Here is a 25,030-nt window from a genome sequence, read left to right on the forward strand (position 1 = left end):
ATGGGTGCCGGGTTGCCGGGTTGCCGGGTTGCCGGGTGTGCACCATCAGTCTGGGGGCAGGTCGACCTCACCGGCCGGCAGGACGACGTGTGCCCGCCACTGGTCGGCAGCACTGAGGTCGGTTGTCAGCAGACCGTGGGTTCCCAGCCCGACGAACGAGGCGGACGGGACGAAGCGCTGCAGGTAATCACCGGCGGCGGTGATCGCGAACAGCAGCGCCTGCACTGAGTCCTCCCCGTAGACCTCCATCGAGTCGGTGACCGCCCCGGTCTCGTCGACGAGGTCGTAGCGAAACGTTGGGATGTCAGTTGTGGTGTCGCTGATGTGCAGGGTGAGACCACCCGTGTCGGTCTCGAAGATCCGGGTGGCGACGATGCGGGGCTCAGCGGGCATGAGAGTGACTCCGTTCAGATGGGGACGGCATCACGGTAGCGGGAGCGTGTCGGCAGCGTCCACGCCGGATGATGACCGGGACGCCGAGGAGAGTCGGATATCGCACAGCTGCAGGCGGCAGCGAATGGAGTACGCTGGAATCGCCCGCGATCTCCGGCCTGCTGGAAGGACACTCAGAGCGCATATGACCGCCCCCACCATCGATGCCGTCCGCGCCGCCCTTGCCACTGTGCTCGATCCCGAGATCCGCCGCAGCATCGTCGAACTCGACATGGTCGACGACATCGCCGTCGCCGATGACGGGCATGTCGCCGTCACCGTGCTGCTGACCATCGCCGGCTGCCCGCTCAAGGACACCATCACACGCGACACCGAAGCAGCGGTTGCGAAGGTCGACGGCGTCACCGGCGTGACGGTCACCCTGGGCACCATGACCCCTGAGCAGCGGCAGGCGATGCGAGAGAAGCTGCAGGGGCCCGGTGCCGACCGCGAGATCCCGTTCAACAAGCCGAACTCACTCACCCGCATCTACGCGGTCGCCTCCGGCAAAGGCGGGGTCGGGAAGTCCTCGATCACCGCCAACCTCGCCGTGGCGCTCGCTGCCGAAGGGCTGCGCGTCGGGGTCATCGACGCCGACATCTACGGATTCTCGATCCCGGGCATGCTGGGCCTTTCCGGCAAGCCGACGAAGGTCGATGAGATGATCCTGCCGCAGGTCGCCCACGGGGTGAAGGTCATCTCGATCGGCATGTTCGTCCAGCCCGGTCAGGCCGTCGTGTGGCGCGGACCGATGCTGCACCGGGCTCTCCAGCAGTTCCTCACCGACGTGTTCTGGGGCGATCTCGATGTGCTGCTCCTCGATCTGCCGCCGGGCACCGGCGACATCGCGATCTCAGTCGCCCAGCTGCTGCCGCGCTCTGAACTGCTCGTCGTCACCACCCCGCAGCAGGCAGCCGCACAGGTCGCTGAGCGTGCCGGGTCGGTCTCAACGCAGACCCAACAGCAGGTCACCGGTGTCATTGAGAACATGTCGTGGATGGAGATGCCCGACGGCACCCGGATGGACGTCTTCGGCTCCGGCGGCGGAGAGTCAGTGGCGAAGAACCTCACTCAGATCACCGGTGGTCAGGTGCCGCTGCTCGGCCAGATCCCGCTCGATCCGCCCGTGCGCACCGGCGGAGATGAGGGCACTCCTGCCGTGCTGGCAGCCCCCGATTCACCAGCCTCAACGGCTCTGCGGGCGGTGGCTCAGCAGCTGGCGACGCGCTCGCGCGGACTCGCCGGCCGATCACTCGGCCTCTCCCCTGCCTGATCGACCCCTGCCGCATCAGACATTGCCTGATCGGCCCCTGCCGGACTGACCCCAGCCTGGATTCTGGCTCAGGTGGCTTCCGGGTCGAAGGGCGGGGCCGCCTCGGCGTCGCGCAGAGCGACTTGGGCGCGGTAGCGCTGGACGGGACTCAGCTGCGCGGCTGCTGCCTCGTCTGAGCTGGAACCGGCAGCCGTGCTGCCTGTGGATTTCCGCGAACCGGAAGACGCCTGTGCCTGGGACTCCTCCTGCAGCGCCTCGCGCACAATCCGGCGCGGGTCGTACTGACGCGGGTCGAGGGTCTTCCAGTCGACATCGGGCAGGTCCTCGGCGAAGTCGCGACGCAGGCTGCCCTTGGCTTCGTCAGCGCGGCGCTTGAGCAGCTTGACGAACTCCTTGAGCTGCTCGGCGTATTCGGGAAGCCGCTGCGGGCCGATGACAAGGAGGGCAACGATGACGATGATGAGCATCTCCGTGCCGTTGATCCCGAACATGGCCCTCATTCTAACAGTGCGCTCAGGGGTCTCACGGCTGCTCCGGGCTACACTGAGGGCACGGATCGCCGGCGCTTTCCACGTCTTCTTCTGCCGGTCCGCGATCCGCTGTCAGCAGGAAGGAACGTATGAGCCGCGACTGGGCGATCAACGCGCAATACGCCGAACGCTACAACCCTGCCGACGCCGTCTTCGACGCCGCCCGCACCATCGCCGCTGATTACGCCGTCACCCCGCTGTCGGCCAACACCGCAGGCCTGCTGCGCCTGCTCACCCAGCTGGCGAAGCCGGCGAGCGCGCTGGAGGTCGGCACCGGAACCGGAACCGGCACGCTGGCGATCATGCGCGGCATGCCCGCAGGCGGAGTGCTCACGAGCATCGACGTCGACGCAGACAAGCAGGCTGTGGCCCGCGAGCTGCTCGGTGCCGCACGGATCCGCCCGCACTGCGTGCGCATGATCCACGGCCGCGGCGAAGACGTCCTCGCCCGGCTCGCACCCGGCGGCTACGATCTCGTGTTCCTCGACTCCGAGCCGCTGACCTACCCACGGCTCGTGCCGCTGGCGATCGAACGGCTCAGCGCCGACGGACTGCTCATCATCAACCAGGCGCTGCTCGGCGATGCGGTGGCCAAGCCGGCCAACCGTGCCCCGCGCACCCAGGTGATGCGCACCGTGCTCTCCGACATCGAAGCCCGCACCGACATCGAACGGCTCATGATCCCCATCGATGCCGGCCTGCTCGTGCTCCGGCGCCTGGGTCAGTGAGGCTCGGGCGGGAGTTCAGCCGCCTGTGGCTGGGCAATGCCGCCTCGAACCTCTCTGACGGCATCGCCTTCGCCGCGTTGCCGCTGCTGGCTGCCGCACTGACCGATGATCCGCGTGCCGTGGCCGGTCTGACCGTCGCCTCGACCCTGCCGCGCCTGCTGACCGTGCTGGGCATCGGTGTTGTCATCGACAGGGTTGCCCGCCGGCGGCTGCTGTGGGCGTCGAACCTCGTTCGCGCCTCGCTGTTCGCGCTGCTGGCCGTTCTCGTTCTCACCGGCATGATCCAGCTGTGGTCGCTGTACCTGATCTTCGCGGTCATCGGGATCGCGGAGCTGGTTTCAGACAGCACCGTCGCGGCTGTCATCCCGCAGACGTCAGGCCCTCACCCGCATGCACTGGACGCTGCGAACTCGCGCATCGCGGGTGCCCAGACGCTCATCGACGAGTTCGTCGGTCCGCCGCTGGGTGGCCTGCTGTTCGCAGCTGCCGCGTTCCTGCCCTTCGGGGCCAACACGGTGGCCGCTCTCATCGCCACCGGCTGCTTCCTTCTCCTCACCGGCAGGTACGCTCCGCAGGCCCCGCCAGAGCAGAGGACTGCGGTGTGCGCCGACCTCGGCACCGCGGTGCGGTGGGCGCATCGTCAGCCGGTGATCGGAACGCTCATCACCGTCACGGCACTGGCGAGCATCGGCTATATGATTCCGTTCTCCTACCTCGTGCTCTTCGCGCGAGAGAAGTTGGGCCTCGGCCCGGTCGGTTACGGCCTGCTGCTGTCGGTCACTGCTCTCGGCGGGCTCGCCGGTGCCGTGATCGCCGGTCCGCTGCGCCGGTGGCTCGGCTATGGCAGGGCGATTCTCGCGATGCTTCTGATGGCCGCCGTCACGTTCGTCATCACCGGTGTGAGTTCATCGGTCATCGTTGTGGCTGTTGCGCTGGCGATCTACATCCTCCATGCCGTCGTGTGGAATGTGCTCGCAGCATCTCTGCGACAGCGGCTGACACCGGAGCATCTCATGGGTCGCATCGGTGCCGTCACCCGGCTGGCGAGCCTGAGCGGTCTGACGATCGGTGCCGTCGCAGGCGGCATCCTCGCAGAGGCGTTCGGACTGCGGACGCCGTTCCTCATCGCAGCTGCGATCTTCACTGCCGCAGCTGCCGTCGTCATCCCCGTCATTCGACGCTTCGATGCCGCCGGTGGCGGCTGAGCACCGGGTCAGGGTTGCGCGCGGCTTTCTTCCCGCGCCTCGCGCTCATCTTCGAGCCGCTGCAGCTCGCCCAGCTCATCGGCGCAGGCGACCAGCTCGGCGCAGAGGTCAGCGACCGGGCCGTCGGCCAGCGCCGTGAGCTTGCGCGCGAACTTCGGCCCGAAGCTGGTGTCGGGGGTGCCGGCCAGTATCCCCTCCCCTGCAATGCGCGCACCCATCTCGGTCACCGCCTCGGCGGCAAACCGGAGGGTCCGCTCGACGCTGCGATCCTCAGCATGGGCCAGCCACACCATGCCCGTCGTGTACAGCCCGCTGACCTCAGCTGTGGCGGCAAATCGCTCAAGCGGGGGCAGCTGGTCCAGCCAGGCTCGGATGAAGATGTCGCAGAGCTCGGAATGGTCGAACAGAAGATTCGGCTCTTTGCGCTGCAGCGCCTCGACGACGTCGGTGATCGACATGTGAGCGGCGAACTCGAGCGCAGCCGACAGGTCGGCCCCGTCCGCGTCGAGGATCGCCTCGGCCAGCCGCTGCCGCTTCGCTTCGATCTCATACGTGTCCACGTCCGCTGCCTCTCCGCTTCGGGCATGAGTATGGGCGCCGGTTGCGCGAGTGCGCGTCCGGCGCCCAGATGAGGGTGGTGCTCTCCGGTTGCCAGTCAGCGGACCGGAACCGGCACTGCGTTACTTGCCCAGCGCCTCGGCGAGGGTGTCGTACAGGTTCGCAGCTTCCTCCGGGCTGATCTCGATGACCAGCCGCCCGCCGCCCTCGACAGGTAGACGCAGAACCATGCCGCGACCTTCTTTGGTCACTTCAAGAGGACCGTCACCAGTGCGCGGTTTCTGTGCTGCCATGAACCTCTGTCCTTCCGGTTGAAAATTTCCAGCATCTCTGATTATCCACCATTTGAGCTGGATCACGTAACGGGCGCGTCAAGCGCGCATCCGTCTGTCTTGCATGCTGATCACGGCGGCCAGTCCGACGGCGGGGTGAAGTGCCACAGCTGACTGATCCACAGGTACTGGGTGACGATGAGCACGACGAGCAGCAGTCCGCGGTACGCCCACGAACGGGAGTACGCCATCGCCAGGGCGAGCGGGAACAGCGGCAGCAGCAGCCGGAACGTCGACGTCTGCGGGTTGAAGAAGATGAACAGGTACGCCGCATAGGCGATAGTGAAGTGCTGCAGGTCGCGGCCGAGCTGCCGGCCGGCGGCCGAGACCATGAGAGCTGCGAACCCGATGATGAGCGCCACAAGCAGCACAGGTCCGATGATGTCGCCGGCCAGCCAGCGCGACATGTCGAACCACTGGATGACGAACCGGGAGTGCCCACCGCTCCACGCGTGCTCAGTCTCAAGGTAGGCCAGCGGCTCACCGGTCCGCAGCCAGGCGTGGATGGGGTGGATCAGCGCAGCAACGCAGGACAGCACCCCCAGCGTCCAGCTGCGGATGACCTCTCCTGCCGGGTAGGGGTCGCTGCTGCGGCGGGCGAAGCGGCTGATGAGGTGGATGAGCATGAAGAACGAGAACGCCACCCCGATCGGCCGGGAAAGGTCCATCGCCACGACGACCGGGATCGCCCACAGGTAGGCGCGGTCGATGACGAGCGTGAGCGCGCAGGCGAGCAGCAGCAGGTTGAGCGCCTCGGCGTATCCGGTGCTCAGGATCGGGGAGGCGGGGAAGACGAACACGACCGCCAGGCCCATGAGCGCCCGCCCGGCGGTGGTGTGGCGGCGGAACAGCGCAAGGATGACGATCGCAGCCCCGGCGGCGAACAGGTTCGACAGCAGCGGTGAGACGAACTGGTAGTCCAGCCCGGTGAGCACGGAGACGTCGCGGGCGATCCAGGGGTGCAGCGGGTAGAACGCCCACGCGTTCTGGCTGACATTTCCGGTCTCTGCGCGCGGGAGCACCTCGGGGTAGCCTTCGGTCGCGATGCGCTCGTACCAGCCGGCGTCCCAGAAGTTGAGGAAGTCCCGCAGCGTCGTGACCTCCCCGCTCGTCCAAGGAGAGCTGCCCTGCTCGGCGAGCACGTGGGAGAGGAACGTGAACGCGATGATCCGCGAGACGAGGAAGACGACGAGCGCCTGCGCCCAGACCGGCAGGCCCAGCAGCCAGTCCGCTGCCCGCCTGACGATCCGCGGGGTGGCCGGCTGCACGGCGATCAGCCCGGCTGAGGATGCTGGGGCGGGTGTGGGCGGTGCCATCAGGGCTGCGGGTCGCCCAGCGTGCCGTGCGGTGCGTCGATGCCCCGCTCGCTGTCACCGGGCTGGGGGTCGTCCAGGGTCTCCGGGTAGCCGTCGCCGAGGCGGTGGTGGCCTGGGTGCGGGCGGTCGCGTTCGGCGTGCAGGCGGGTGATCTCGGCCTCCTGTTCGCGCAGCCGCTGGGTCATCTGCTCGAGCACCAGGTCGACTGAGTCGGTGCGGTAGCCACGGGCGGCGAGCTGGAAGCGCACGGTGCTGATGTCGTCTGCCGACCATTCCTCGCCCAGTCCGCGCGGGGGCTCCTGAGCCTGGTCGCCTCCCATGGCGCTGTTGAAGCCGCCGGTGGCTCCGAAGACGGCGACGACGGCAAAGAACACGACAGCGCACACACCGAGGATGATGTAGATCGACATAGCGGTATCGTCTCACAGCCCTGTCGGCCACCGGCGCACCGTGACGGGCATGCTGGAACGCTCGGTCAGGCCTCCGAGACGGAGGTGAGGATCGAGACAGCCTCGGCCGGATCGTCGGTGAGGCTGAGCCGGTCGGGGTCGTCGAGGCTGATGGTGCCGTATTCGACCGGCTTGGACTTCAGCCAGTCGACGAGCCCGCCCCAATAGCTGGTGCCCATGAGCACGATCGGGAACTTGCGCACTTTGTGCGTCTGCGCCAGCGTCAGCGCTTCGAAGAGCTCATCGAAGGTGCCGAATCCACCCGGCAGCACGACGTAGCCCTGCGAGTACTTGAGGAACATCGTCTTGCGCACGAAGAAGTACCGGAAGTTCACGCCCAGGTCGACGTAGTCGTTCATGCCCTGTTCGAAGGGCAGCTCGATGCCCAGGCCCACGGAGAGTCCCCCGGCGTCGTGCGCCCCGCGGTTGGCCGCTTCCATGATGCCCGGCCCTCCCCCGGTGATGACTCCGTAGCCGGCCTCGGCGATGCGGCGGCCGAGATCCCGGGCGGTCGCGTAGTCCGGTGAGGTCTCGGCAGTCCGGGCCGAGCCGAAGACCGAGAAGCACGACCCGAGTCCGGCCATCGCGCCGAAGCCCTCGACGAACTCCGACTGGATGCGCAGCACCCGCCACGGGTCCTCGTGCTGCCAGGCGGCCTCGTCCGGGCATTCGAGCAGCTGTTCGTCAGCGGTCTTCTCCGGCACCTGGGAGCGGCGCAGCCGCAGCGGTCCGCGGTTGTAGATTCCAGAGGTGAACATCGGCAGACTCCTGGCGTTCGACGGGCACAGATCACGTCCAGCCTAGTGTCTCGCCGGCACACAGACCGATAGGCTGGTGTCATGACTCAACGTTTCGTCTCAGCCAAGGGTGTCGCCACGTACCACGGCGACACCATCCTGTGCGTGTGGTACCCCGCTCCCGTCCTCACCGGCGACGAGGCCTCGGCAGCCAAGCTCGCCGCCGACGCCGTCGACGATGACGTCCTCACCCCGCTCGCGGCCGCCGATGAGGCCCGCGGCACCCGCGGTGAGCTCGTCAGCGTCACGATCGACCTCGATGCCGCCCCGGACGGCGCCGCCGACGGCTACCTGCGCCTGCACGCCCTGTCCCACCGCCTCGTCAAGCCCAACGACCTCAACCTCGACGGCCTGTTCGGCCAGCTCAGCAATGTCGTGTGGACCTCTGCCGGCCCGTGTGCGGTCGAGGACTTCGAGATCACCCGCGCCAAGCTCAAAGCACGCGGCCAGCTCTCGGTCTACGGTGTCGACAAGTTCCCGCGCATGACCGATTTCGTCGTGCCCGAGGGTGTGCGCATCGCTGATGCCGACCGGGTGCGGATGGGCGCCTACCTCTCACCGGGCACCGTCGTCATGCACGAGGGCTTCGTCAACTTCAACGCCGGCACCCTCGGTCAGGCGATGGTCGAAGGGCGCATCTCCCAGGGCGTCGTCATCGGCAACGGAACCGACATCGGCGGCGGCGCCTCGATCATGGGCACCCTGTCCGGTGGCGGCGCGCACCGCATCGAGATCGGCGAGGGCACGCTGCTCGGCGCCAATGCCGGCGTCGGCATCTCACTCGGCGACAACTGCATCGTCGAGGCCGGCCTCTACGTCACGGCCGGCACCCGCGTCGTCATGCCCGAGGAGGACGGCAGGGTCGTCAAGGCCGCCGAACTGTCCGGCAGCGACAACGTGCTGCTGCGCCGCAACTCCGAGACCGGTGCCGTCGAGGCTCGGTCCCGCACCGCCCAGGGCATCGAACTCAACCCCGACCTGCACTGATCTGCCGGGCACGGCAAAGGGGACAGACCAGCTGGTCTGTCCCCTTTCGCGTATCCGGTGTCAGTGCACCGCGTCTCAGCGCTCGCTGATGTCGGTGTAGCTGCGCTTCGGCTCGCCGGTGTAGATCTGGCGCGGGCGGCCGATGCGGGTCTCGGGATCGTTGATCATCTCACGCCACTGCGCGATCCAGCCCGGCAGACGGCCGACGGCGAAGAGCACGGTGAACATGTCGGTCGGGAAGCCGAGGGCCTTGTAGATGAGGCCGGTGTAGAAGTCGACGTTCGGGTACAGGCTGCGTTCGACGAAGTAGTCGTCGGCCAGTGCGATCTCCTCGAGCTTGAGGGCGAGTTCGAGCATCTCGTCGTTGCCGCCGGTGCGCTCGAGGATCTCGTGGGCGGTCTTCTTGATGATCGCCGCGCGCGGATCGTAGTTCTTGTACACGCGGTGGCCGAAGCCCATGAGGCGGACGCCCTGCTCCTTGTTCTTCACCCGCTCCATGTACGACTTCGCGCCGTCATCGGAGGCGAGGATCTCCTCGAGCATCTCCAGCACGGCGGAGTTCGCACCGCCGTGCAGCGGGCCGGCCAGAGCGTTGACGCCGGCTGAGATCGACTGGAAGATGTTGGCCTGCGCCGAACCGACCAGGCGAACCGTCGAGGTCGAGCAGTTCTGCTCGTGGTCGGCGTGGAGGATGAACAGCTGGTCCATCGCCTTGACTGCCAGCGGATCGAGTTCGTACGGCTCGGACGGGTAGCCGAAGTTCACGCGCAGGAAGTTCTCGACGAGGTTGAGCGAGTTGTCCGGGTGGATCACCGGCAGGCCCTCGGACTTGCGGTGGGCCATCGCTGCGATCGTCGGCATCTTGGCGAGCATCCGGATCGAGGACAGGTCGATCTGCTCGTCGTCGAAGACGGAGAGGTTGTCCTGGTAGAAGGTCGACAGCGCCGAGATCGCCGAGGACACCATCGGCATCGGATGGGCGTCGTAGGGGAAGGCGGTGAAGAAGCGGCGCAGGTCCTCGTGCACGAGGGTGTGGCGACGCAGACGGGCGTCGAATTCGTCGTACTGCTCCTGGGTGGGCAGCTCGCCGTAGATGAGCAGGTAGCAGACCTCGATGAAGTTCGACTTCTCGGTCAGCTCTTCGATCGGGTAGCCGCGGTAGCGCAGGATGCCCTCGTCGCCGTCGATGAAGGTGATGGCCGAGGAGGTGTTGGCCGTGTTGGCGAAACCGGGATCGTAGGTGACCTTCCCGGTGTCCTTGAGCAACGAGCCGATCCGCACAGCTTCCGTGCCTTCAGTGGCAGTCACCTCAGGGAGGGAGACCTCCTGGCCGTCGATGTGCAGTACTGCATCCTCTGCCATATGTACTCCTCGAAATGTCTGATCTCCGGCCGGGGATTCGAGCGTGGAGGGCTCACAACGACCTGAGTGTTGTTTCACAGTCACATCAGAGACTACCGGCTTTGGTAGGCCAAGGGTAAATCGGGGTGGCCTGTCACCTGGGCTTGGTACCCTGCCCCGCTCTCCCGCGCGGCAGGCGGCGCGGTGCGGCCGTCCCCGAGGCGGTGGCCGCCTGCGCCTCAGGCCTCGCGCAGGCGTGCGGCGGCTGCCGCGATCCGCTCATCGGGCGCTGTCAGCGCCAGGCGCACGTGCTGGCCGGCGGCAGCGCCGTAGAAGGCGCCGGGCCCGGCGATGATGCCCAGGTCGGCGAGCGCTGCGATGGTCTCCCAGCAGTCCTCATCGCGGCTGGCCCACAGGTAGAGCCCGGCTGTCGAGTGGTCGATGCGCAGCCCGAATGCCTCGGCTGCCGGCAGCAGCTCTGTGCGCCGGGCGGCGTAGCGGGCCTTCTGCTCCTGCACGTGGGCGGTGTCGCGCAGTCCTGCGATCATCGCCGCCTGGATCGGGGCCGGGAGGATCATCCCGGCATGCTTGCGGGAGTTGGTGAGGTTGCCGATGAGCTTCGCATCGCCGGTGACGAACGCCGCTCGGTAGCCGGCGAGGTTCGACTGCTTCGACATCGAGTACACCGCCAGCAGCCCGGTGTGCTCTCCGCCGGTGACGGCCGGGTCGAGGATCGAGGGCGCCGCGGTGTCGGCGGCCCAGTTGAGCAGGGCGTAGCATTCGTCGCTGGCGACGATGACCCCGGCTTCGCGGGCGCGGGCGACGACGGCGGCAAGGGTGTCGGTGTCGAGCACCTCTCCGGTCGGATTGCCCGGCGAGTTGAGCCACAGCAGCCCGATTCCCTCCAAGGAGGCACCGGCGAGGATGTCAGCGGCATCGAGGCGGACGCAGTCGACGCCGGCCAGCCGGGCACCCATCTCATAGGTCGGGTAGGCCTGCGACGGGCAGGCGACAGCCATGGGCCGCTCCAGACCGGACGCTCCCCGCGCCGACAGCCCGAGCAGCGTCGGCAGCCAGGCGACGAGCTCCTTCGACCCGACGGTCGGCAGCACCTCGGTGGCGGGGTCGACGGTCACGCCGCGCCACTGGGCCGACCACCAGGCGATCGCCTCGCGCAGCGCGTCGGTGCCGGCGGTCGTCGGGTAGCCGTGGGCGTCGGCGGCCTCGCGCAGCGCCTGGCGGATCGCCTCGGGGGTGGGGTCGACCGGCGTGCCGATCGACAGGTCGCACACCCCATCAGGATGTGCGGCAGCACGCTGTCGGTACGGGGTCAGGGTGTCCCAGGGGTAATCCGGCAGCTGGAGTCCGTACATGGGTTCTTACTCGTCGTGGTTCTGCGGCGGCAGCGCCTTGATGATCGGATGGTCGAGACCGGTGTTGCCGAGCTTGGCGGCACCGCCGGGTGAGCCGATCTCGTCGAAGAACTCGACATTGGCGGTGTAGTAGTCGGCCCATTCCTCGGGGACGTCGTCTTCGTAGTAGATCGCCTCAACCGGGCAGACAGGTTCGCAGGCGCCGCAGTCGACGCATTCGTCGGGGTGGATGTAGAGCGACCGTTCGCCTTCGTAGATGCAGTCGACGGGGCATTCGTCGATGCACGCCTTGTCCTTGAGATCGACGCACGGTTGTGCGATGACATACGTCACTGTCAGTCTCCTTGAGTCAGCTTCGATGCGAAAAGTCCTCTCTCCAGGGTACTCCCTTATAGGCTGGGAGGGTTGGCACACCACCGTCGAAAAGGTCACAGATGTTCGATCCCCGTCCCGGCATGCGCGTCGTCCTGCGGTATCGCGCAGGCTCCGGCGCCACCGATGCACTCGGTCAGGTCACCGCGGTCGACGACGCCTCGGTGACGGTCGAGACGAAGCGCGGGCCGGTCCGGGTGCCGCGGGAGGACATCATCCTCGCCCACGAGGTGCCCCCGGCCCCGCAGCGGGCCGGGCGGCTGCATGAGGTCGTGTCGGCTGCCGATGTCCGCCGGGTCGCCGCCCATGCCTGGCTGCCGCCGGAGGTCACGTGGCTCAATCGCGACAATCTGCACCGCGATGCCGCGCAGGCTGCCGGTGACGCTGCGGCCGGTCCCGAGGCGTTCGTCCAGTCCGGCTGGCTGCTGCGGGCTGCCGGCGGGGTCGGGAGGGAGGCGGCGAATGCCGCGCTGCCCCTCGACCCGCCCGGCGTAGAGACTGCTGAGGCACTCGAGATGGTCTCTCAGTGGTACAGCCAGCACGGCCTGCCGCCGATGGTCCAGATCTATTCGGAGGCTGACGCGGCTGAGCTGGCCGCTCCGTGCCGGGAGGTCGCCGGGCTGTTCCGGGATGCAGGGTTCGCCCCGTCCGAACCTCAGCTCGCGCTCACCGCTGCCACTGCCGAGGCGGCTGCCGGGCTGTCCGATCCCGCCGCCGCTGCCCCGGCTGGGCTGTCGATCGTGCGCTCGGATGCCCCGCACGCCCTGCACTATGACGCGTGGGGCCACCCGGAGGGTTCGGAGCGTCACGAGTCCTTCGCTGCTCTCATGACCTCAGCTGAGCAGATGTTCATCCTCTCAGCGATCACCGGTCCCCTGCCGGGGCAGGCGGATGCGGCCGCCCCGTCTGCCGGTCAGCCGACTCTCATCGGCACCATCCGGGTCGCGCTCACCCACCGGTGGGCGGTGCTGTCCCATCTCATCGTCCACCCCTCTGCCCGGCGCCGCGGCGTCGGCGCCGCACTCGTGCAGGCGGCGGCTGCTGCGGCATCCCAGCAGGGCATCCGCTCGCTGCTGGCCGATGTGCCGGCATCGAATGAGGCTGCGGTCGCGCTTATGCGTGCACGCGGTGCCCGCGAGCATCACCGCCACTGGTTCGCTCTCAGATCGGAGTGAGCGCCGGCGGCCCGCCCGCTCAGCTGGGTGGTCTGCGAGTGCCGTCGTCCCACAGCGGATCGGACTTCTCGGTGATCGGCACGTCGACGTCGAGGTGACCGCCGCGGGCGGGTGTGGGGCGGGTGAGGTTCATGAGCACTGCCAGCGCAGCTGCCGGCACGATGCCCGAGGTGAGCAGCACCTTGGCGGTGTGCGGGAACAGCTCGACCGATTCCGGAATGGCCGCAAACCCCTGTCCGACGCCGATCGACACGGCGATGACGAGCATGTCGTGGCGGTCGAGGGCGGTCTCGGCCAGCAGTTTGATGCCAGCACCGATGAGCATCCCGAACATCACGACCGCTGCTCCTCCGATCACAGCCGAGGGCATGACAGCGATGACGGCGGCGAACTTCGGCAGCAGGCCGAGCAGGATGAGGAATCCGGCACCGATCGAGACGACGTGCCGGCTCATGACGCCGGTGAAGGCGACGAGCCCGACGTTCTGGCCGAACGAGGTGTTGGGCAGGGCGGAGAACAGTGAGGCGAACGCGGTCGCCACACCGTCGGCCATCACGCCGCCGGAGAGCTCCTTGTCGGTCACGTCCCGTCCAGCGCCGCTCTTGGTGATCGCCGACAGGTCGCCGATCGTCTCGACGGCAGTGGCGATCGCCATCGCACCCATGCCGATGAGGGCGGCCGCCGGGAAGTCGAGGCCGAACTTCAGCGGCACCGGGATGGCGAACCAGGGCGCGTCGCCGACGGCGGAGAAGTCGACCCGGCCCAGAGGAATCGCTGCCAGGTAGCCGACGATGAGGGCGAAGAGCACTGAGGCCGCCCCGATGATGCCCCGGCCGAAGCGGTAGAACAGCAGCATGACGAGGAGCACCAGGCTGGCCAGGCCGAGGTCTGTCCACGAACCGAAGGTCGGTGAGCCGCTGCCGCCGGCGTAGAGCACCATGCCGGTGGGCAGCAGTCCGATGCCGATGACGAGCACGACGATGCCGCTGACGAGCGGCGGGAACAGGGCTTTGAGCCAGCGCAGGCTCATCCCGAGGATCACCTGCACGACTCCGGCGAAGATCGCACCGCCGAACACGGCGGCGATGCCGTAGGACTCCGCGAGCGGGATCGCGACGACGAGGAAGCCGAAGCTCGTGCCCTGCACGATCGGCAGCCGAGAGCCGATCGGGCCGATGCCGATCGTCTGCATAAGGGTCGTGAGCCCGGCGACGAGCAGCGCGACCTGGACGAGGAAGGCGGTCTCACCGGTGGTGGCGCCGATCGCAGTGGCGAGGATGACGGGGATGGTGACGTTGCTGGCCATCATGACGAGGACATGCTGGATGCCCAGCAGCACTGCCTCGCCCAGCGGCGGCATCTCGTTGATCTGGTAGCGCGGGGTGATCTCTGGCTCAGCGGCGGGCATGGCTCTCCTCGGGCGCGGCGGCCGGCGACTCTGCCTGCCGTCGTGGTGTGTCGTGTGTCACATCACGCTAGGCGCATGTGCCGCAGCGCTGACACAGCACTTTCTGCCGAATGGATGCGGTGCCGCTTGGCGCAATCTGACGTGTTCTGCTCCACATTCCGCTCAGTACAGTGAGTGGCACTCAGGGACTGCGGTGACGGCGCCGCGCGCCGGTGCGCAGTCGATGACAGCCTCTCCGGCGTCACCCGCCGGGTGGGAACGACACTCTGTTGGGAGCAGCCACATGCCACAGCCGATCGAAGTCCGGAAAGTCCCCCTGCACAGCGTCTCCGATGCCTCGGAGATGTCGAAGCTCATCGACGACGGTGTCCTCGATGCCTCTCGCGTCATCGCGATCATCGGCAAGACCGAGGGCAACGGCGGGGTCAACGACTACACCCGCATCATCGCCGACCGCGCCTTCCGTGAGGCGCTCATCGACAAGGGCGCCCCGCCGGAGCAGGTCAAGGAGATCCCGATCGTGTGGTCCGGCGGCACCGACGGCGTCATCAGCCCGCATGCCACGATCTTCGCCACCACCGAGACGGCGGACACCCCTGCCAGCGGTGCCGCGCCGGGAGTCGATGACAAACGGCTGTCGGTCGGGTTCGCGATGAGCGAGCCGATTCTGCCCGAGGAGATCGGCCGCACCGGCATGGTCGACAAGGTCGCCGATGCCGTGACTGCGGCGATGGAGCGCGCCGGCATCACCGACACCGCCGATGTCCACTATGTGCAGACGAAGACCCCGCTGCTGACGATCGACACGATCCGCGATGCCCGCTCCCGCGGTCACGACGTCTTCACCGAGGACACGCTGACGTCGATGGACGTCTCCAACGGCACCACCGCTCTCGGCATCGCCCAGGCGCTCGGCGAGGTCAGCGGCATCACCGATGACGACGTCATGCGCGATCGTTCGAAGTACTCCGCTGTCGCCTCGTGCTCCTCCGGTGTCGAGCTCGATCGCGCACAGGTGGTCGTCGTCGGCAACGCGCCGGGCATCGGCGGCCGGTTCCGGATCGGCCACGGGGTGATGGATCATGCTCTCGATGCCGACGGGATCTGGGATGCGATCACCGATGCCGGTCTTGACCTGCCGGATCGGCCGCACCGCGACGATCTCGGCGGTCGTCTCGTCAATGTGTTCCTCAAGTGCGAGGCCAGCCAGGACGGCTCGGTGCTCGGCCGCCGCAATGCGATGCTCGATGACTCCGATGTCCACTGGCACCGGCAGATCAAGGCCGCCGTCGGCGGCGTCACCGCCGCGGTCACCGGTGATCCGGCCGTGTTCGTCTCCGTGTCAGCCGCCCATCAGGGTCCTGACGGCGGCGGGCCGGTCGCTGCGATCATCGACTTGGGTGAGGATCCCAGCGGCTACACGTTCACCGACTGACCTGCTCCAGCATGCCAGTGCCCGGCACCGGGATTCCGGTGCCGGGCACAGCTGTGCTCGGGGTTGGTCAGTCGTCCTTCTTGCACTGCACGCGGTTGACCGGACGGTACACGGTGGTGAAGTCGTCCTTCTTCACGACCTTGCCGGTCGAATGGTCCTTGATCGTGCGGTAGATCGTGATCGACCAGCCCTCCCGCGGTGACTGCGGTGAGCAGGAGGGACCTGATTCGGTCACGGTGCTCGGCGAGGTGAACGCGAACCGGCTGGAGGCATCGGCGTCGACGTCGACGGTCTTGACACCGAAGACCCGGGCGTGGACTTCGCCGTCCTTGAGGTACATGTCGAGCACCATCGGCTTGTCGGTGCTGTTGGTGAACTTCAGGTCGATCGACGTCCAGTCCAGGGTCGTCTCCCGGCCCTCCGGGTAGCGGGAGATGTACCGGGAGTGCGCGCGATGCTCATCGAGGTCGAGGCCGGCGAAGAAGGCCGCATTGAACAGCGTCGTCGACACCTGGGAGACACCGCCGCCGAAGTCTGTCTTCATCTGACCTTCGGAGATCACACCGGCCGGCTTGTAGCCGTTGGCTGCGGTGCGCTTGCCCAGCGTCTCGTTGAGGCTGAACTGCTCGCCGGGCAGCAGGACGGTGCCCGAGACCTTCTTCGAGGCCACCCTCAGGTTGGTGTCGCGGTTGGGCTCGGAGTTGTACGGGGTGGAGAACTTCGAGATGACGGTGTCGACATCGGCCTTCTCGGCGTCCTCGGTGGAGAATTCCGGATCGGTCTCGGTCAGCGTCACCTCGGCGGTGCGGTCATCGGAGGTCAGTGCCGGCAGCACTGCGGCGGCGAACTCCTTCTCGTCGACGGAGATGCCCTTCTCGCTCGGCACGACCTTCGGTTTGCCGTCGACGATCTCGTAGCTGGCGTTCTTCATCTCCTGGCCGACCTGCGGGCTCTCGGCCAGCGCCAGCCGCTTGAGCCGCTTGGCGTCGAACACCGGCGTCAGGTCGCTGTCCTTCGGCTCGAACTCCAGGGTCTGCGACACGGTCTCCGGGGAGACCGTGATCGTCCCGCCCGTCACGTCCTCATGGTCACCGGGGTCGGCGCTGACCGTGACATCGTCGCTGATCGCCGGTTCGGCGATCTCGGTGCGGGCCTGCTGGGCCTCGGCGGTGGTGATGTCGGCTTCCTTCTCCTGCGCCGCCACCGTCAGCGGCCCGTCCTCCCGCAGCCATGACGTGTCGATCGCCTCCCGGATCGCATCGGCGGTCACAACCGTGCCGTCGCTGCTGTCGGTGACCTTCGGCTTGCCGTCTTCGTCATAGTCCAGCGTCGCATCGACGGGTTCGGTCGACATCTCCGAGCCGACTTCCTCGATGACGGACTTCTTCGACTCGTCGACGGTGATGACCGGGTCGATGACGTTGTCCTCGAACAGTCGCTGGTAGATGCGCACCGGGTTGAGGGTGAAGCCGGCGCCGCGATTGACGGTCGCCTGGGTGTCGAGCGCGATCCCGGCATCTGCCGGATCGATCTTCGCGGAATTGTCCTCTGCGGTGATCTCGATCGGCTCCTCGGCACGCGGGGCGAGCTGCTCGTCGAGGGTCCGCTTCGCCTCGGTCTCGGACATCCCGCCGACGTCGATCCCGGCGACCTGGGTGTGACGCGGCATGCCGTTGGAGGCGAAGAACGCCGTTGCCAGGTAGGCAGCGGCGAGGGCGAGGACGGCGGCGACGATGACGATGATCGTCGTACGGCGGCCGCGCGCCGCAGTGGAGTCAGAGGCCATGAAGTCACTTCGCGAATGTCGGCCGGGCTGCAGCCCGGAGCGGGTGGGAGTTCGTTCCCAACTATAGCCAGTGGCACTGCGCTCACCTGCGGCTGCCGGGTGACAATCCTGCTACAGTTCGGTCTCGGCCGCCGGCCGGACCGTCGGTGTCACGACCGCTTGGGAACTTTGAGCGAGGGCAGCGTGAACGCGAGCACGGCGGCGATGCCCATCGGTGCGACGAGCCAGACGATCGAGCGCAGATAGGCTGCGACGATGAGGTCGGCGCCGGGCAGCAGGCCCTGCTGCGTGAAGAGGAACGACACCATGCAGATGATCGCCGCGCACAGCACCATGAGCGATGTCGACCGGTACAGTGCGGCGATGTGCCACATGCCCGCCGTGCTCAGCGCAAGCGCAAGCGCCAAGCCCCACGGGGCGATGATCTGCTGGCCGCCGAGCTCCCAGGCGGTCGCGTTGAGGTGCTGAAAGGAGCCGAGCACGCCGATGAGCAGGCCGACGAGGATCGCATGGATGATCGCTGCCGCGCCGGTCCTCGGACGTCCCGCAGGCTCGGTGTCAGCTTTCGCCGCTCCGGTTCCGGCAGCTGTCGCCGCACCGGCTGCTGCGCCCGGCGCCGAGGCGGTGGATGCGATGGCATCGTCAGTGCCGGAACCGTCCGGAGCCGGGTAGGCGTGGGTCTCGACGGGCATGATGACGGCATCGAGGACATTGTCGACCAGCGCGTAGGGAGCCGGTTCGGGGCCCGGGTAGGAGGCGTCGGTGTAGCATTCGACGTCCATGACCTTCTGGCCGATGCCGTTGGACAGGGCGAAGAACTGCCCGGCCACGGTGATCTGTGTGCGGTGAGCGGCCATCGCCAGACTCTTCGCGCCGATGACGGCGTCGACGTCTTGGGCGACGGCGATCGGTGCTTCGGCTGCGATCGTCGGGATCGATTCGGCCGCAGCGAAGCCGGTGAGCTCGAAGCCGGGTGCCTGCGGGTCGAAGGCATCGGCTGCGGCGTCGGCGGGGGTGTCGAAGAACAGCAGTGTGGCCACCTCGTCAGCGGTGCCCTCTACTCGCTGGCAGGCGGCGACTGTCGCCTCGTGCATCCGCACATGGTCGGGGTGGCCGTAGCCGCCGCCGCTGGAGTAGGTGATGACGAGCTGCGGACGCACCCGGCGGATGACGTTGACGAGGTATCCGGCTGCTTCGCTCACCGGGGCGGCGCACAGCGCCTCGGGCACCATGTCATCGGGTGCCACAGCGTGCCCGTCAGGACCCCAGGCCATCCCGGAGTCCTCGAACCGGCGGGAAGGCAGGCGCTCATCTGCTCCCCCGCGCTCACCGTCGCCGAGGAAGGCATGGTCGCTGACCCCGAGGATCTCAAGCGCCTGCGCCAGCTCCTGCTCCCGGTGGGCTGCCAGTTCGGCCCGGTTGCCCTCCAGCCGTTCCTGCAGCTCGCCGATCACCTCACCGCCCTCACCGCGGGTGGCGGTGACGAGGGCGACGTGGGCGCCGGAGGCGGCGAGTGCGGCCATCGTCCCGCCGGTCATGATCGACTCGTCATCGGGGTGGGCGTGGACGAAGAGGACGCGCGCCTGTGCTGCGGGAAGGGTCTGGGTGGCACTCATGCAGTGATCAGTTCTTCTTGCGGCTCGAGATCTTGTGACGCTCCTTCTGGTCGAGTACGACCTTGCGGATGCGCACATGGGTGGGCGTGACTTCGACGCACTCGTCGTCGTTGGCGAACTCGAGGCTCTCCTCCAGGGTCAGCGCCCGCGGCGGGGTGAGGTTCTCGAAGGTGTCCGCCGAAGCTGAGCGCATGTTCGTCAGCTTCTTCTCCTTGGTGACGTTGACGTCCATGTCCTCATTGCGGGAGTTCTCGCCGACGACCTGGCCTTCGTAGACCTCGGAGGTCGGCTCGACGAAGAAGCTGCCGCGATCCTGCAGGTTGAGCATCGCGTACGGGGTGACCGAACCGGCCCGGTCGGCGACGAGCGAACCGGTGGTGCGGAAGGTGATCTCCCCGGCCCACGGCATGAGGCCGGCTGACAGGGAGTTGGCGATGCCGGTGCCGCGGGTCTCGGTGAGGAACCGGGTGCGGAAGCCGATGAGGCCGCGGGCCGGGACCCGGAATTCCATGCGCACCCAGCCGGTGCCGTGGTTGCTGATCGACTCCATCTGGCCCTTGCGGGAGGCCATGAGCTGGGTGATCGCGCCGAGGTACTCCTCGGGTGCGTCGATCGTCATCTGCTCGACCGGTTCGTGCAGGACGCCGTCGATCTCCTGGGTCACGACCTGCGGCTTGCCGACGGTGAGTTCGAAGCCCTCGCGGCGCATCTGCTCGACGAGCACGGCCAGGGCGAGTTCGCCTCGGCCCTGGACTTCCCAGGTGTCGGGGCGCTCGGTGGGCAGCACGCGCAGGGAGACGTTGCCGACGAGTTCGGAGTCGAGACGGTCCTTGACCATGCGGGCGGTGACTTTCGTGCCCTTCTCGCGGCCGGCCAGCGGCGAGGTGTTGATGCCGATGGTCATCGAGATCGCCGGTTCGTCGATCTCGATCGCCGGCATCGGGCGCGGATCCTCCAGATCGGTGATGGTGTCGCCGATCATGATGTCGGGGATGCCGGCGATGGCGACGATGTCACCGGCTGAGGCTTCTTCTGCCGGGACGCGCTGGAGGCCCTTGGTCTCGAGCAGCTCGGTGATCTTGGCCTGGCCGATGTCCCCGCTGCCGCGGGCCCAGGCGACCTGCTGGCCCTTCTTCAGGGTGCCGCCGTAGATGCGCAGCAGCGCCAGGCGGCCGAGGAACGGTGAGGCGTCGAGGTTGGTGACGTGTGCCTGGAGAACTCCGTCATCGTTGTAAGCCGGGGCCGGGATGTGCTCCAGGATGGTGGAGAACAGGGGTTCGAGGTCGTCGTTGTCGGGCACATCGCCGTCGGCGGGCCGGCGCAGGGAGGCGCGGGCGACCTTGGCTGCGGCGTAGACGACGGGCACGTCGAGCACGGCATCGACGTCGAGGTCAGGCTGCTCCTCTGCCAGGTCGCTGGCCAGGCCGAGCAGGAGGTCCTGGGCTTCGTCGACGACTTCGGCGATGCGGGCATCGGCGCGGTCGGTCTTGTTGATGACGATGATGACGGGCAGGTTCGCCGCCAGCGCCTTGCGCAGCACGAACCGGGTCTGCGGCAGGGGTCCTTCCGAGGCGTCGACGAGCAGCACCACGCCGTCGACCATGGACAGGCCGCGTTCGACCTCACCGCCGAAGTCGGCGTGGCCGGGGGTGTCGATGACGTTGATGGTCAGCGGGCCGTCGGTGGCGGACGGTCCTGCGTAGCGCACGGCGGTGTTCTTCGCCAGGATCGTGATGCCCTTCTCGCGCTCCAGGTCGCCGGAGTCCATGACGCGGTCCTGCACTTCGCCGTGGTCGCCGAACGCTCCGGTCTGTTTGAGCATCGCATCGACCAGGGTCGTCTTGCCGTGGTCGACGTGGGCGACGATCGCGATATTGCGGCGATCGAGGCGGCGTGCGGTGTGTTCTGTCATCAACATCCTCAAGAATTGTGTGCGGCCCGCGCCCCGGTGGGAGCACAGGCGGGCGAGGTCTCCGCGCACCTTTCACGGGCTCTGACCCAACACACCATTATAGGGGCCCGGCAGGCAGTGCCCTGCACTCGAAGATGCTCAGTGCACGCCTTCGGGTGAGACGATTCCCGAGTTGAATGCTTCGACAACGAGCTCGAGCCGCGAGCGGACGTTGAATTTGCGCATGATCGAGGTGACGTGCACTTTGACTGTTCCTTCGCGGATGTCGAGCTTGCGGGCGATCTCGTGGTTCGACAGTCCCTGGCAGAGCAGGTAGAGCACGCCCTCCTCACGATCGGTCAGGCCGAGCTGGGCGATCTCCTCTGCCGGATTGCCTTCGGCTGCCGGCTCGTGGGTGATGGTGGCGCCGAAGCCTGCGGCGTCCGGGGAGATGACGGCGGTGCCGCTGAGCACGGCGTCGATCGCCGAGCGGATCTGCACGACGTCGGCAGTCTTGATGAGGTAGCCGTTGGCTCCTGCGGCAAGTGCCTGGATGAGGTTCTCTTCGCTGTCGAAAGATGTCAGCAGGATGATCGGCACCCGCACACCGGCGGCGCGCAGCCGGCGGGTCGCTTCAATGCCTCCGACCTCGGGCATCGAGATGTCGCAGAGGATGACGTCGATGCTCTTGACGGCTTCGCGGCCGAGTGGCTCGACGGCGGCGAGCATCTCCGCTCCGTCGGAGAATGTGGAGTCGACGCTGATGGCGGCGTCGTTGCCGAGCAGTTCGGCGATGGCGTCTCGAGTGAAGGCATCGTCATCGGTGATGATGACCCTGATGCGGTCGTAGGGTTCAACGATTGTCACTCGGTACCTCCGTGTTGGGCGTGGGTTGCCCGGCTGGTGCTGCGGGGAGTTCGACGCAGAGCTGCCACTGCGAGTCCGTGGCCTCAGCGCCTTCGACGACCGGCGGTGTGAGCCGACCAGTAGTCAGGATACCCCCTGCAGCCTCGATATCGCGGGCGAGATTTGCCAAGCCCAGACCTGAGCTGTCGGCGGGGTTGGGATTGCCCTCCGGAGATTCGGTGTTGCTCAGCACGACTTTGACGTGCGTTTCGGACTGCGTGAACACCGCATGCACGGGCTCATCGGGTGACGCGTATTTGATGGTGTTGAGGATGCTCTCGTCCAGCAGTCTGCCGAGCAGCCGAATGTACTGCTCCAGAACCTCAGCCGCCTGCGGTTCGACAGCGCTCTCGACGGCGAAACCGTAGACTCGCAGCCGGTCGGAATAGGATCGAAGCAGCTGGCGGACCGTCATCGGGCCGTGCGCGACGACGGGGTCGCTGGCGCGTGTGGCCGTCGACGGCTTCTTGGCCGGACGCGGAACGTCGGACCCTGGCTCTACCGCTCCTTCGCTCCGAATCAGGTCGTCGACATCCCTGAGCCGGCGAAGCAGCAGGCGGACTTCACTGCTCGCAGCATGGGTTTCGGCGACGATGAGATCGAGATTCTCCGCCGCCTTGTCTCCACCACTCGCACGCGCCTGCTGGGCGAGCAGGGAGACACGCGTCAGCACTCCCCCGACCGAGTCGTGGAGGTCGCGCGAGAGCTGAGCACTCAGTTCGTCCAGAGCCTTTCGATTCTGCTCAATCGCTGCTTCCTCTCGTTCGAGGAGGAATCGGATGAATCCCCCAGCACCGAGAGCCAAGACGAGGATGATGGCCCAGAACACCAGCGAGGATACAAGGATCGAAGTGTCATACCCGCGTAGACCCGGGGCCATAACAGACACAAGGAATACGATGCTGAGTACGATCGCGGCCTTGACAAAGCCTCGAGCGACGAAATAGGCAACCACGACAGGCAGGAGCAGACTCGCCACTCCCAAGAACGTGGTGTTCGTGACGAATAAGTATGCGCCTGCGCCAGCGACGGCGCCTACCATGATCCAGGGCGAGAAGGGGATCGTCAGTAGCCCGATTCCGAGCAGAGCAAGCGGAACGAATGGAAATTCGGCAAGCTCGACCTGAGTCGAATCCATGATCCCCAGACCCACGAGCAGAAGCGCCAGAAGCACGGGGATACCGAACTGCCCGAGCTGGGTTTGCGAACTCAAGCGACGAATCAAGGGTATGTTCTCCCGCACGTCGGCCATTCGTTGATGGTACTACATCAATACGGCGGTCTCCGGACGCTCTGACTGCCGCGTACCCGCTGCGTGGGAAGCAGGTACGCGGCACAGATTGCGTTCTAGCGTTATCCCTTCACGTTCGAGCAGAGCTGAGCGACTTTCCAGACCCAGCAGATGTTGGGGTATTCGGGCGCAGGCTTCGACTGCACGGCTGCAGCCGGGGAAACACTACCGAAACTCAACAGTGCAGCAACGGCCAGCGTCAGGCCAAGTGATTTCTTCATGACTCCCATCATGCCCTTTCCTGTGATGTGAGCCAATACGACTTTCGTCGTAGTGCATAGACCGAACAAGTTGACCGCGAGCTGAGTACCTCCGGCGGATTCTGAGCAAAGCTGCAACACGGCCTCCCGGCACACTGAACACGAAAGGCATGCCGGCCTGCGCATAGGTACGCCTTTCGGCTTAGCTGACGGCACCAAGGTCCAATAGCGCGGCGCGTGCAGTGTTGCAAAAGTTGGAGGCACCAAATTGGTCATCTCAGAGGAGAGAACAGTGAAACGACACTTGGTCCACGCTGTGCTGATCGGAGCACTTGCCTTCACCGGCGTGGGAACTGCACTGCCCGCGGCTGCCGGACCGGCACCGCTCAAGACAGCAGACACCGCCATCCAGGAGAGCCCGGAGGCGCAGAAGGTCAATCCGGTCTTCAGCGACAAGGAGCTGAAGATCATGGCCGAAACCTCAGGCCGCACTGTCAGCGAACAGCGCGAGTACGTCGAGGCCCAGGCCGAGCAGAACAACGAACTCTACGAGCTCTCGCAGAAGGGCAACGACTTCGACGGCGCGTTCTTCAATGAGGACAACGAGCTCGTCGTCCAGGCAGCTGCCGGTTCGGCAGAGGCCAAGGCCGCCGAGGCGAAGGGCCTGGAAGTCCGCGACCCGCAGAACGGCGAGAGCAAGCTCAATGAGATCGTCGATGCACTCAACTCGGTGGATGGAGACCGTTCGGCCATCGCCTCGATCGCCCCGGAGATCATCGACGACCGCGTCGTCATCACCGTCTCCGATGCCGATGCGAAGTCAGCAGTGCTCGACAAGGCCGCCGAGTACGGTGACGCCGTCACCGTCGTCGAAGGCGAGCGCAACATCCTGCACGCCACCGCCCGCGGCGGCGACAAGGTCTCCGTGCCCGGCAGCTACTGCTCGGCCGGATTCCCAGCGTCGACCACCGGCGGCACCAACGTCATGATCTGGGTCGGTCACTGCGTCGAAGGTCAGCAGAACTTCTCCGTCGGCGGCAGCGCCTTCGGAACCTTCGCAGCCACCGCCTTCAAGTCCTACGACGGCAAGCCCGACCGTGACATCGGAGCGATCTACGTCAACTCCGGCAACTCGGTGAGCACCAGCGTCAACACCTATGGCTCGAACTTCGGCATCACCAACGCCGATCGCGGTGTCTGGCAGGCTCCGGTCGGCACCGATATGTGCCGCACCGGCGCCACCTCGGGTGTCACCTGCGGCAAGGTCACCGGCTACAACGCCTCGGTCAACTACTCCGACAGCCAGGGTCGCGCGGTCGCCCAGGTCTCCGGCCTCGGAACCTCCTCGGTGTGCACCGCTCCCGGTGACTCCGGTGGCGCCTACACCGCCGGCGGCTACGCAGTCGGCATGACCTCCGGCGGCCCGTCGAACCAGCGGTGCGGCTTCAACGGCGGATACATGGGAGGCTCCTCCTACTTCCAGCCGGTGCAGGATGCGCTGAACTACTACGGTCTGAGCTACGGCCACCGCTGATCGATCTCCCTGGGCCTCCGCAGGGCTGAACCGGAGGCAGCTACTCACAAAGGTACGGGTGTGGTGACCCGGGCGCTGGGACGAATCGCATGATT

24 protein-coding genes are annotated in these 25,030 nt (G+C 66.9%); 7 read left to right on the plus strand and 17 right to left on the minus strand.

Annotated features, from left to right (window positions below; translation table 11 throughout):
• Window positions 1-45: 45 nt before the first annotated feature.
• Window positions 46-393, minus strand: coding sequence for a hypothetical protein (locus tag H9634_RS06245; protein ID WP_191725843.1), 348 nt, complete (start codon window positions 391-393; stop codon window positions 46-48).
• Between the two features lie 184 nt (window positions 394-577).
• On the opposite strand from H9634_RS06245, the gene H9634_RS06250 reads away from it, so the two are divergent.
• Complete coding sequence (locus H9634_RS06250; protein WP_191725844.1) at window positions 578-1,705, plus strand: Mrp/NBP35 family ATP-binding protein; 1,128 nt, start codon at window positions 578-580, stop codon at window positions 1,703-1,705.
• A gap of 68 nt (window positions 1,706-1,773) precedes the next feature.
• Here the strand turns inward: H9634_RS06250 and H9634_RS06255 are convergent, their stop codons facing one another.
• Complete coding sequence (locus H9634_RS06255) at window positions 1,774-2,196, minus strand: twin-arginine translocase TatA/TatE family subunit (RefSeq protein WP_225210650.1); 423 nt, start codon at window positions 2,194-2,196, stop codon at window positions 1,774-1,776.
• A 128-nt stretch (window positions 2,197-2,324) separates the two neighbouring features.
• Here H9634_RS06255 and H9634_RS06260 point away from each other — a divergent pair, with 128 nt between their 5' ends.
• Window positions 2,325-2,963: an O-methyltransferase gene (locus H9634_RS06260; RefSeq protein ID WP_191725845.1), complete on the plus strand. Its 639-nt coding sequence runs from the start codon at window positions 2,325-2,327 to the stop codon at window positions 2,961-2,963.
• Window positions 2,960-4,168, plus strand: coding sequence for an MFS transporter (locus tag H9634_RS06265; protein WP_191725846.1), 1,209 nt, complete (start codon window positions 2,960-2,962; stop codon window positions 4,166-4,168). Before H9634_RS06260 ends, H9634_RS06265 begins: the two co-directional genes overlap by 4 nt.
• 8 nt (window positions 4,169-4,176) lie before the next feature.
• On the opposite strand, the gene H9634_RS06270 is transcribed toward H9634_RS06265, so the two are convergent.
• From H9634_RS06270 to H9634_RS06290, 5 genes are all read right to left on the minus strand, one after another.
• A complete protein-coding gene (locus H9634_RS06270; RefSeq protein ID WP_191725847.1) occupies window positions 4,177-4,728 on the minus strand; it encodes a hypothetical protein in 552 nt (183 codons plus the stop codon).
• Window positions 4,729-4,848: 120 nt separating this feature from the next.
• Window positions 4,849-5,019 (minus strand): DUF3117 domain-containing protein, encoded by a 171-nt coding sequence (locus tag H9634_RS06275; RefSeq protein WP_102162712.1) that lies wholly within the window; start codon window positions 5,017-5,019, stop codon window positions 4,849-4,851.
• A gap of 110 nt (window positions 5,020-5,129) precedes the next feature.
• The gene (locus H9634_RS06280) at window positions 5,130-6,374 is read right to left on the minus strand and encodes a hypothetical protein (RefSeq protein ID WP_191725848.1); all 1,245 of its coding nucleotides are present in this window, start codon (window positions 6,372-6,374) and stop codon (window positions 5,130-5,132) included.
• Window positions 6,374-6,784: a DivIVA domain-containing protein gene (locus tag H9634_RS06285; RefSeq protein WP_191725849.1), complete on the minus strand. Its 411-nt coding sequence runs from the start codon at window positions 6,782-6,784 to the stop codon at window positions 6,374-6,376. The genes H9634_RS06280 and H9634_RS06285 overlap by 1 nt, the downstream gene beginning before the upstream one ends.
• 65 nt (window positions 6,785-6,849) lie before the next feature.
• Entirely contained in the window at window positions 6,850-7,581 is a 732-nt protein-coding gene (locus tag H9634_RS06290) for an LOG family protein (RefSeq protein ID WP_191725850.1), read from the minus strand.
• An 81-nt stretch (window positions 7,582-7,662) separates the two neighbouring features.
• Between H9634_RS06290 and dapD the strand changes: the two genes are divergently transcribed.
• Complete coding sequence (gene dapD, locus H9634_RS06295; protein WP_191725851.1) at window positions 7,663-8,607, plus strand: 2,3,4,5-tetrahydropyridine-2,6-dicarboxylate N-succinyltransferase; 945 nt, start codon at window positions 7,663-7,665, stop codon at window positions 8,605-8,607.
• Window positions 8,608-8,682: 75 nt separating this feature from the next.
• Here the strand turns inward: dapD and H9634_RS06300 are convergent, their stop codons facing one another.
• From H9634_RS06300 to fdxA, 3 genes are all read right to left on the minus strand, one after another.
• Window positions 8,683-9,969: a citrate synthase gene (locus H9634_RS06300; RefSeq protein ID WP_175294504.1), complete on the minus strand. Its 1,287-nt coding sequence runs from the start codon at window positions 9,967-9,969 to the stop codon at window positions 8,683-8,685.
• A gap of 218 nt (window positions 9,970-10,187) precedes the next feature.
• Window positions 10,188-11,321: a succinyldiaminopimelate transaminase gene (dapC, locus tag H9634_RS06305; RefSeq protein WP_191725852.1), complete on the minus strand. Its 1,134-nt coding sequence runs from the start codon at window positions 11,319-11,321 to the stop codon at window positions 10,188-10,190.
• Window positions 11,322-11,327: 6 nt separating this feature from the next.
• On the minus strand, window positions 11,328-11,654 hold the full coding sequence (gene fdxA, locus H9634_RS06310) for a ferredoxin (RefSeq protein ID WP_170273914.1): 327 nt from the start codon (window positions 11,652-11,654) through the stop codon (window positions 11,328-11,330).
• A gap of 101 nt (window positions 11,655-11,755) precedes the next feature.
• On the opposite strand from fdxA, the gene H9634_RS06315 reads away from it, so the two are divergent.
• Entirely contained in the window at window positions 11,756-12,868 is a 1,113-nt protein-coding gene (locus tag H9634_RS06315) for a GNAT family N-acetyltransferase (protein ID WP_191725853.1), read from the plus strand.
• Window positions 12,869-12,887: 19 nt separating this feature from the next.
• On the opposite strand, the gene H9634_RS06320 is transcribed toward H9634_RS06315, so the two are convergent.
• The gene (locus H9634_RS06320) at window positions 12,888-14,276 is read right to left on the minus strand and encodes a uracil-xanthine permease family protein (RefSeq protein ID WP_191725854.1); all 1,389 of its coding nucleotides are present in this window, start codon (window positions 14,274-14,276) and stop codon (window positions 12,888-12,890) included.
• 283 nt (window positions 14,277-14,559) lie between these two features.
• Here H9634_RS06320 and H9634_RS06325 point away from each other — a divergent pair, with 283 nt between their 5' ends.
• Window positions 14,560-15,711, plus strand: coding sequence for a barbiturase (locus H9634_RS06325; RefSeq protein WP_191725855.1), 1,152 nt, complete (start codon window positions 14,560-14,562; stop codon window positions 15,709-15,711).
• Window positions 15,712-15,778: 67 nt separating this feature from the next.
• Here H9634_RS06325 and H9634_RS06330 read toward each other — a convergent pair whose 3' ends face one another.
• From H9634_RS06330 to H9634_RS06355, 6 genes are all read right to left on the minus strand, one after another.
• A complete protein-coding gene (locus H9634_RS06330; RefSeq protein WP_191725856.1) occupies window positions 15,779-17,497 on the minus strand; it encodes a VanW family protein in 1,719 nt (572 codons plus the stop codon).
• 149 nt (window positions 17,498-17,646) lie between these two features.
• Complete coding sequence (locus H9634_RS06335; RefSeq protein ID WP_191725857.1) at window positions 17,647-19,113, minus strand: PIG-L family deacetylase; 1,467 nt, start codon at window positions 19,111-19,113, stop codon at window positions 17,647-17,649.
• Window positions 19,114-19,120: 7 nt separating this feature from the next.
• Window positions 19,121-21,025: a translational GTPase TypA gene (gene typA / locus H9634_RS06340; protein ID WP_191725858.1), complete on the minus strand. Its 1,905-nt coding sequence runs from the start codon at window positions 21,023-21,025 to the stop codon at window positions 19,121-19,123.
• 138 nt (window positions 21,026-21,163) lie between these two features.
• Window positions 21,164-21,871: a response regulator gene (locus tag H9634_RS06345; protein WP_191725859.1), complete on the minus strand. Its 708-nt coding sequence runs from the start codon at window positions 21,869-21,871 to the stop codon at window positions 21,164-21,166.
• Window positions 21,858-23,162 carry a histidine kinase gene (locus H9634_RS06350; RefSeq protein ID WP_191725860.1) on the minus strand — a complete coding sequence of 435 codons (1,305 nt, stop codon included), beginning with the start codon at window positions 23,160-23,162 and terminating at the stop codon, window positions 21,858-21,860. Before H9634_RS06350 ends, H9634_RS06345 begins: the two co-directional genes overlap by 14 nt.
• A gap of 101 nt (window positions 23,163-23,263) precedes the next feature.
• Window positions 23,264-23,422 carry a hypothetical protein gene (locus H9634_RS06355; protein WP_191725861.1) on the minus strand — a complete coding sequence of 53 codons (159 nt, stop codon included), beginning with the start codon at window positions 23,420-23,422 and terminating at the stop codon, window positions 23,264-23,266.
• A gap of 271 nt (window positions 23,423-23,693) precedes the next feature.
• Here H9634_RS06355 and H9634_RS06360 point away from each other — a divergent pair, with 271 nt between their 5' ends.
• Complete coding sequence (locus H9634_RS06360; protein ID WP_191725862.1) at window positions 23,694-24,935, plus strand: S1 family peptidase; 1,242 nt, start codon at window positions 23,694-23,696, stop codon at window positions 24,933-24,935.
• The last annotated feature ends 95 nt before the right edge of the window (window positions 24,936-25,030 follow it).

The sequence above is a fragment of the Brevibacterium gallinarum genome, from assembly GCF_014836885.1.
Taxonomy (GTDB): domain Bacteria; phylum Actinomycetota; class Actinomycetes; order Actinomycetales; family Brevibacteriaceae; genus Brevibacterium; species Brevibacterium gallinarum.

Bases quoted from the DNA above. Each gene is read 5' to 3' on its own strand.
- H9634_RS06275 (WP_102162712.1), bottom strand. From the start codon at position 5,019: ATGGCAGCACAGAAACCGCGCACTGGTGACGGTCCTCTTGAAGTGACC.
- H9634_RS06250 (WP_191725844.1), top strand. From the start codon at position 578: ATGACCGCCCCCACCATCGATGCCGTCCGCGCCGCCCTTGCCACTGTG.
- H9634_RS06350 (WP_191725860.1), bottom strand. From the start codon at position 23,162: ATGGCCGACGTGCGGGAGAACATACCCTTGATTCGTCGCTTGAGTTCG.
- H9634_RS06300 (WP_175294504.1), bottom strand. From the start codon at position 9,969: ATGGCAGAGGATGCAGTACTGCACATCGACGGCCAGGAGGTCTCCCTC.
- H9634_RS06290 (WP_191725850.1), bottom strand. From the start codon at position 7,581: ATGTTCACCTCTGGAATCTACAACCGCGGACCGCTGCGGCTGCGCCGC.
- H9634_RS06255 (WP_225210650.1), bottom strand. From the start codon at position 2,196: ATGTTCGGGATCAACGGCACGGAGATGCTCATCATCGTCATCGTTGCC.
- H9634_RS06355 (WP_191725861.1), bottom strand. From the start codon at position 23,422: ATGAAGAAATCACTTGGCCTGACGCTGGCCGTTGCTGCACTGTTGAGT.
- H9634_RS06280 (WP_191725848.1), bottom strand. From the start codon at position 6,374: ATGGCACCGCCCACACCCGCCCCAGCATCCTCAGCCGGGCTGATCGCC.
- H9634_RS06285 (WP_191725849.1), bottom strand. From the start codon at position 6,784: ATGTCGATCTACATCATCCTCGGTGTGTGCGCTGTCGTGTTCTTTGCC.
- H9634_RS06320 (WP_191725854.1), bottom strand. From the start codon at position 14,276: ATGCCCGCCGCTGAGCCAGAGATCACCCCGCGCTACCAGATCAACGAG.
- H9634_RS06325 (WP_191725855.1), top strand. From the start codon at position 14,560: ATGCCACAGCCGATCGAAGTCCGGAAAGTCCCCCTGCACAGCGTCTCC.
- H9634_RS06315 (WP_191725853.1), top strand. From the start codon at position 11,756: ATGTTCGATCCCCGTCCCGGCATGCGCGTCGTCCTGCGGTATCGCGCA.
- H9634_RS06330 (WP_191725856.1), bottom strand. From the start codon at position 17,497: ATGGCCTCTGACTCCACTGCGGCGCGCGGCCGCCGTACGACGATCATC.
- dapD (WP_191725851.1), top strand. From the start codon at position 7,663: ATGACTCAACGTTTCGTCTCAGCCAAGGGTGTCGCCACGTACCACGGC.
- typA (WP_191725858.1), bottom strand. From the start codon at position 21,025: ATGACAGAACACACCGCACGCCGCCTCGATCGCCGCAATATCGCGATC.
- H9634_RS06245 (WP_191725843.1), bottom strand. From the start codon at position 393: ATGCCCGCTGAGCCCCGCATCGTCGCCACCCGGATCTTCGAGACCGAC.
- dapC (WP_191725852.1), bottom strand. From the start codon at position 11,321: ATGTACGGACTCCAGCTGCCGGATTACCCCTGGGACACCCTGACCCCG.
- H9634_RS06260 (WP_191725845.1), top strand. From the start codon at position 2,325: ATGAGCCGCGACTGGGCGATCAACGCGCAATACGCCGAACGCTACAAC.
- H9634_RS06335 (WP_191725857.1), bottom strand. From the start codon at position 19,113: ATGAGTGCCACCCAGACCCTTCCCGCAGCACAGGCGCGCGTCCTCTTC.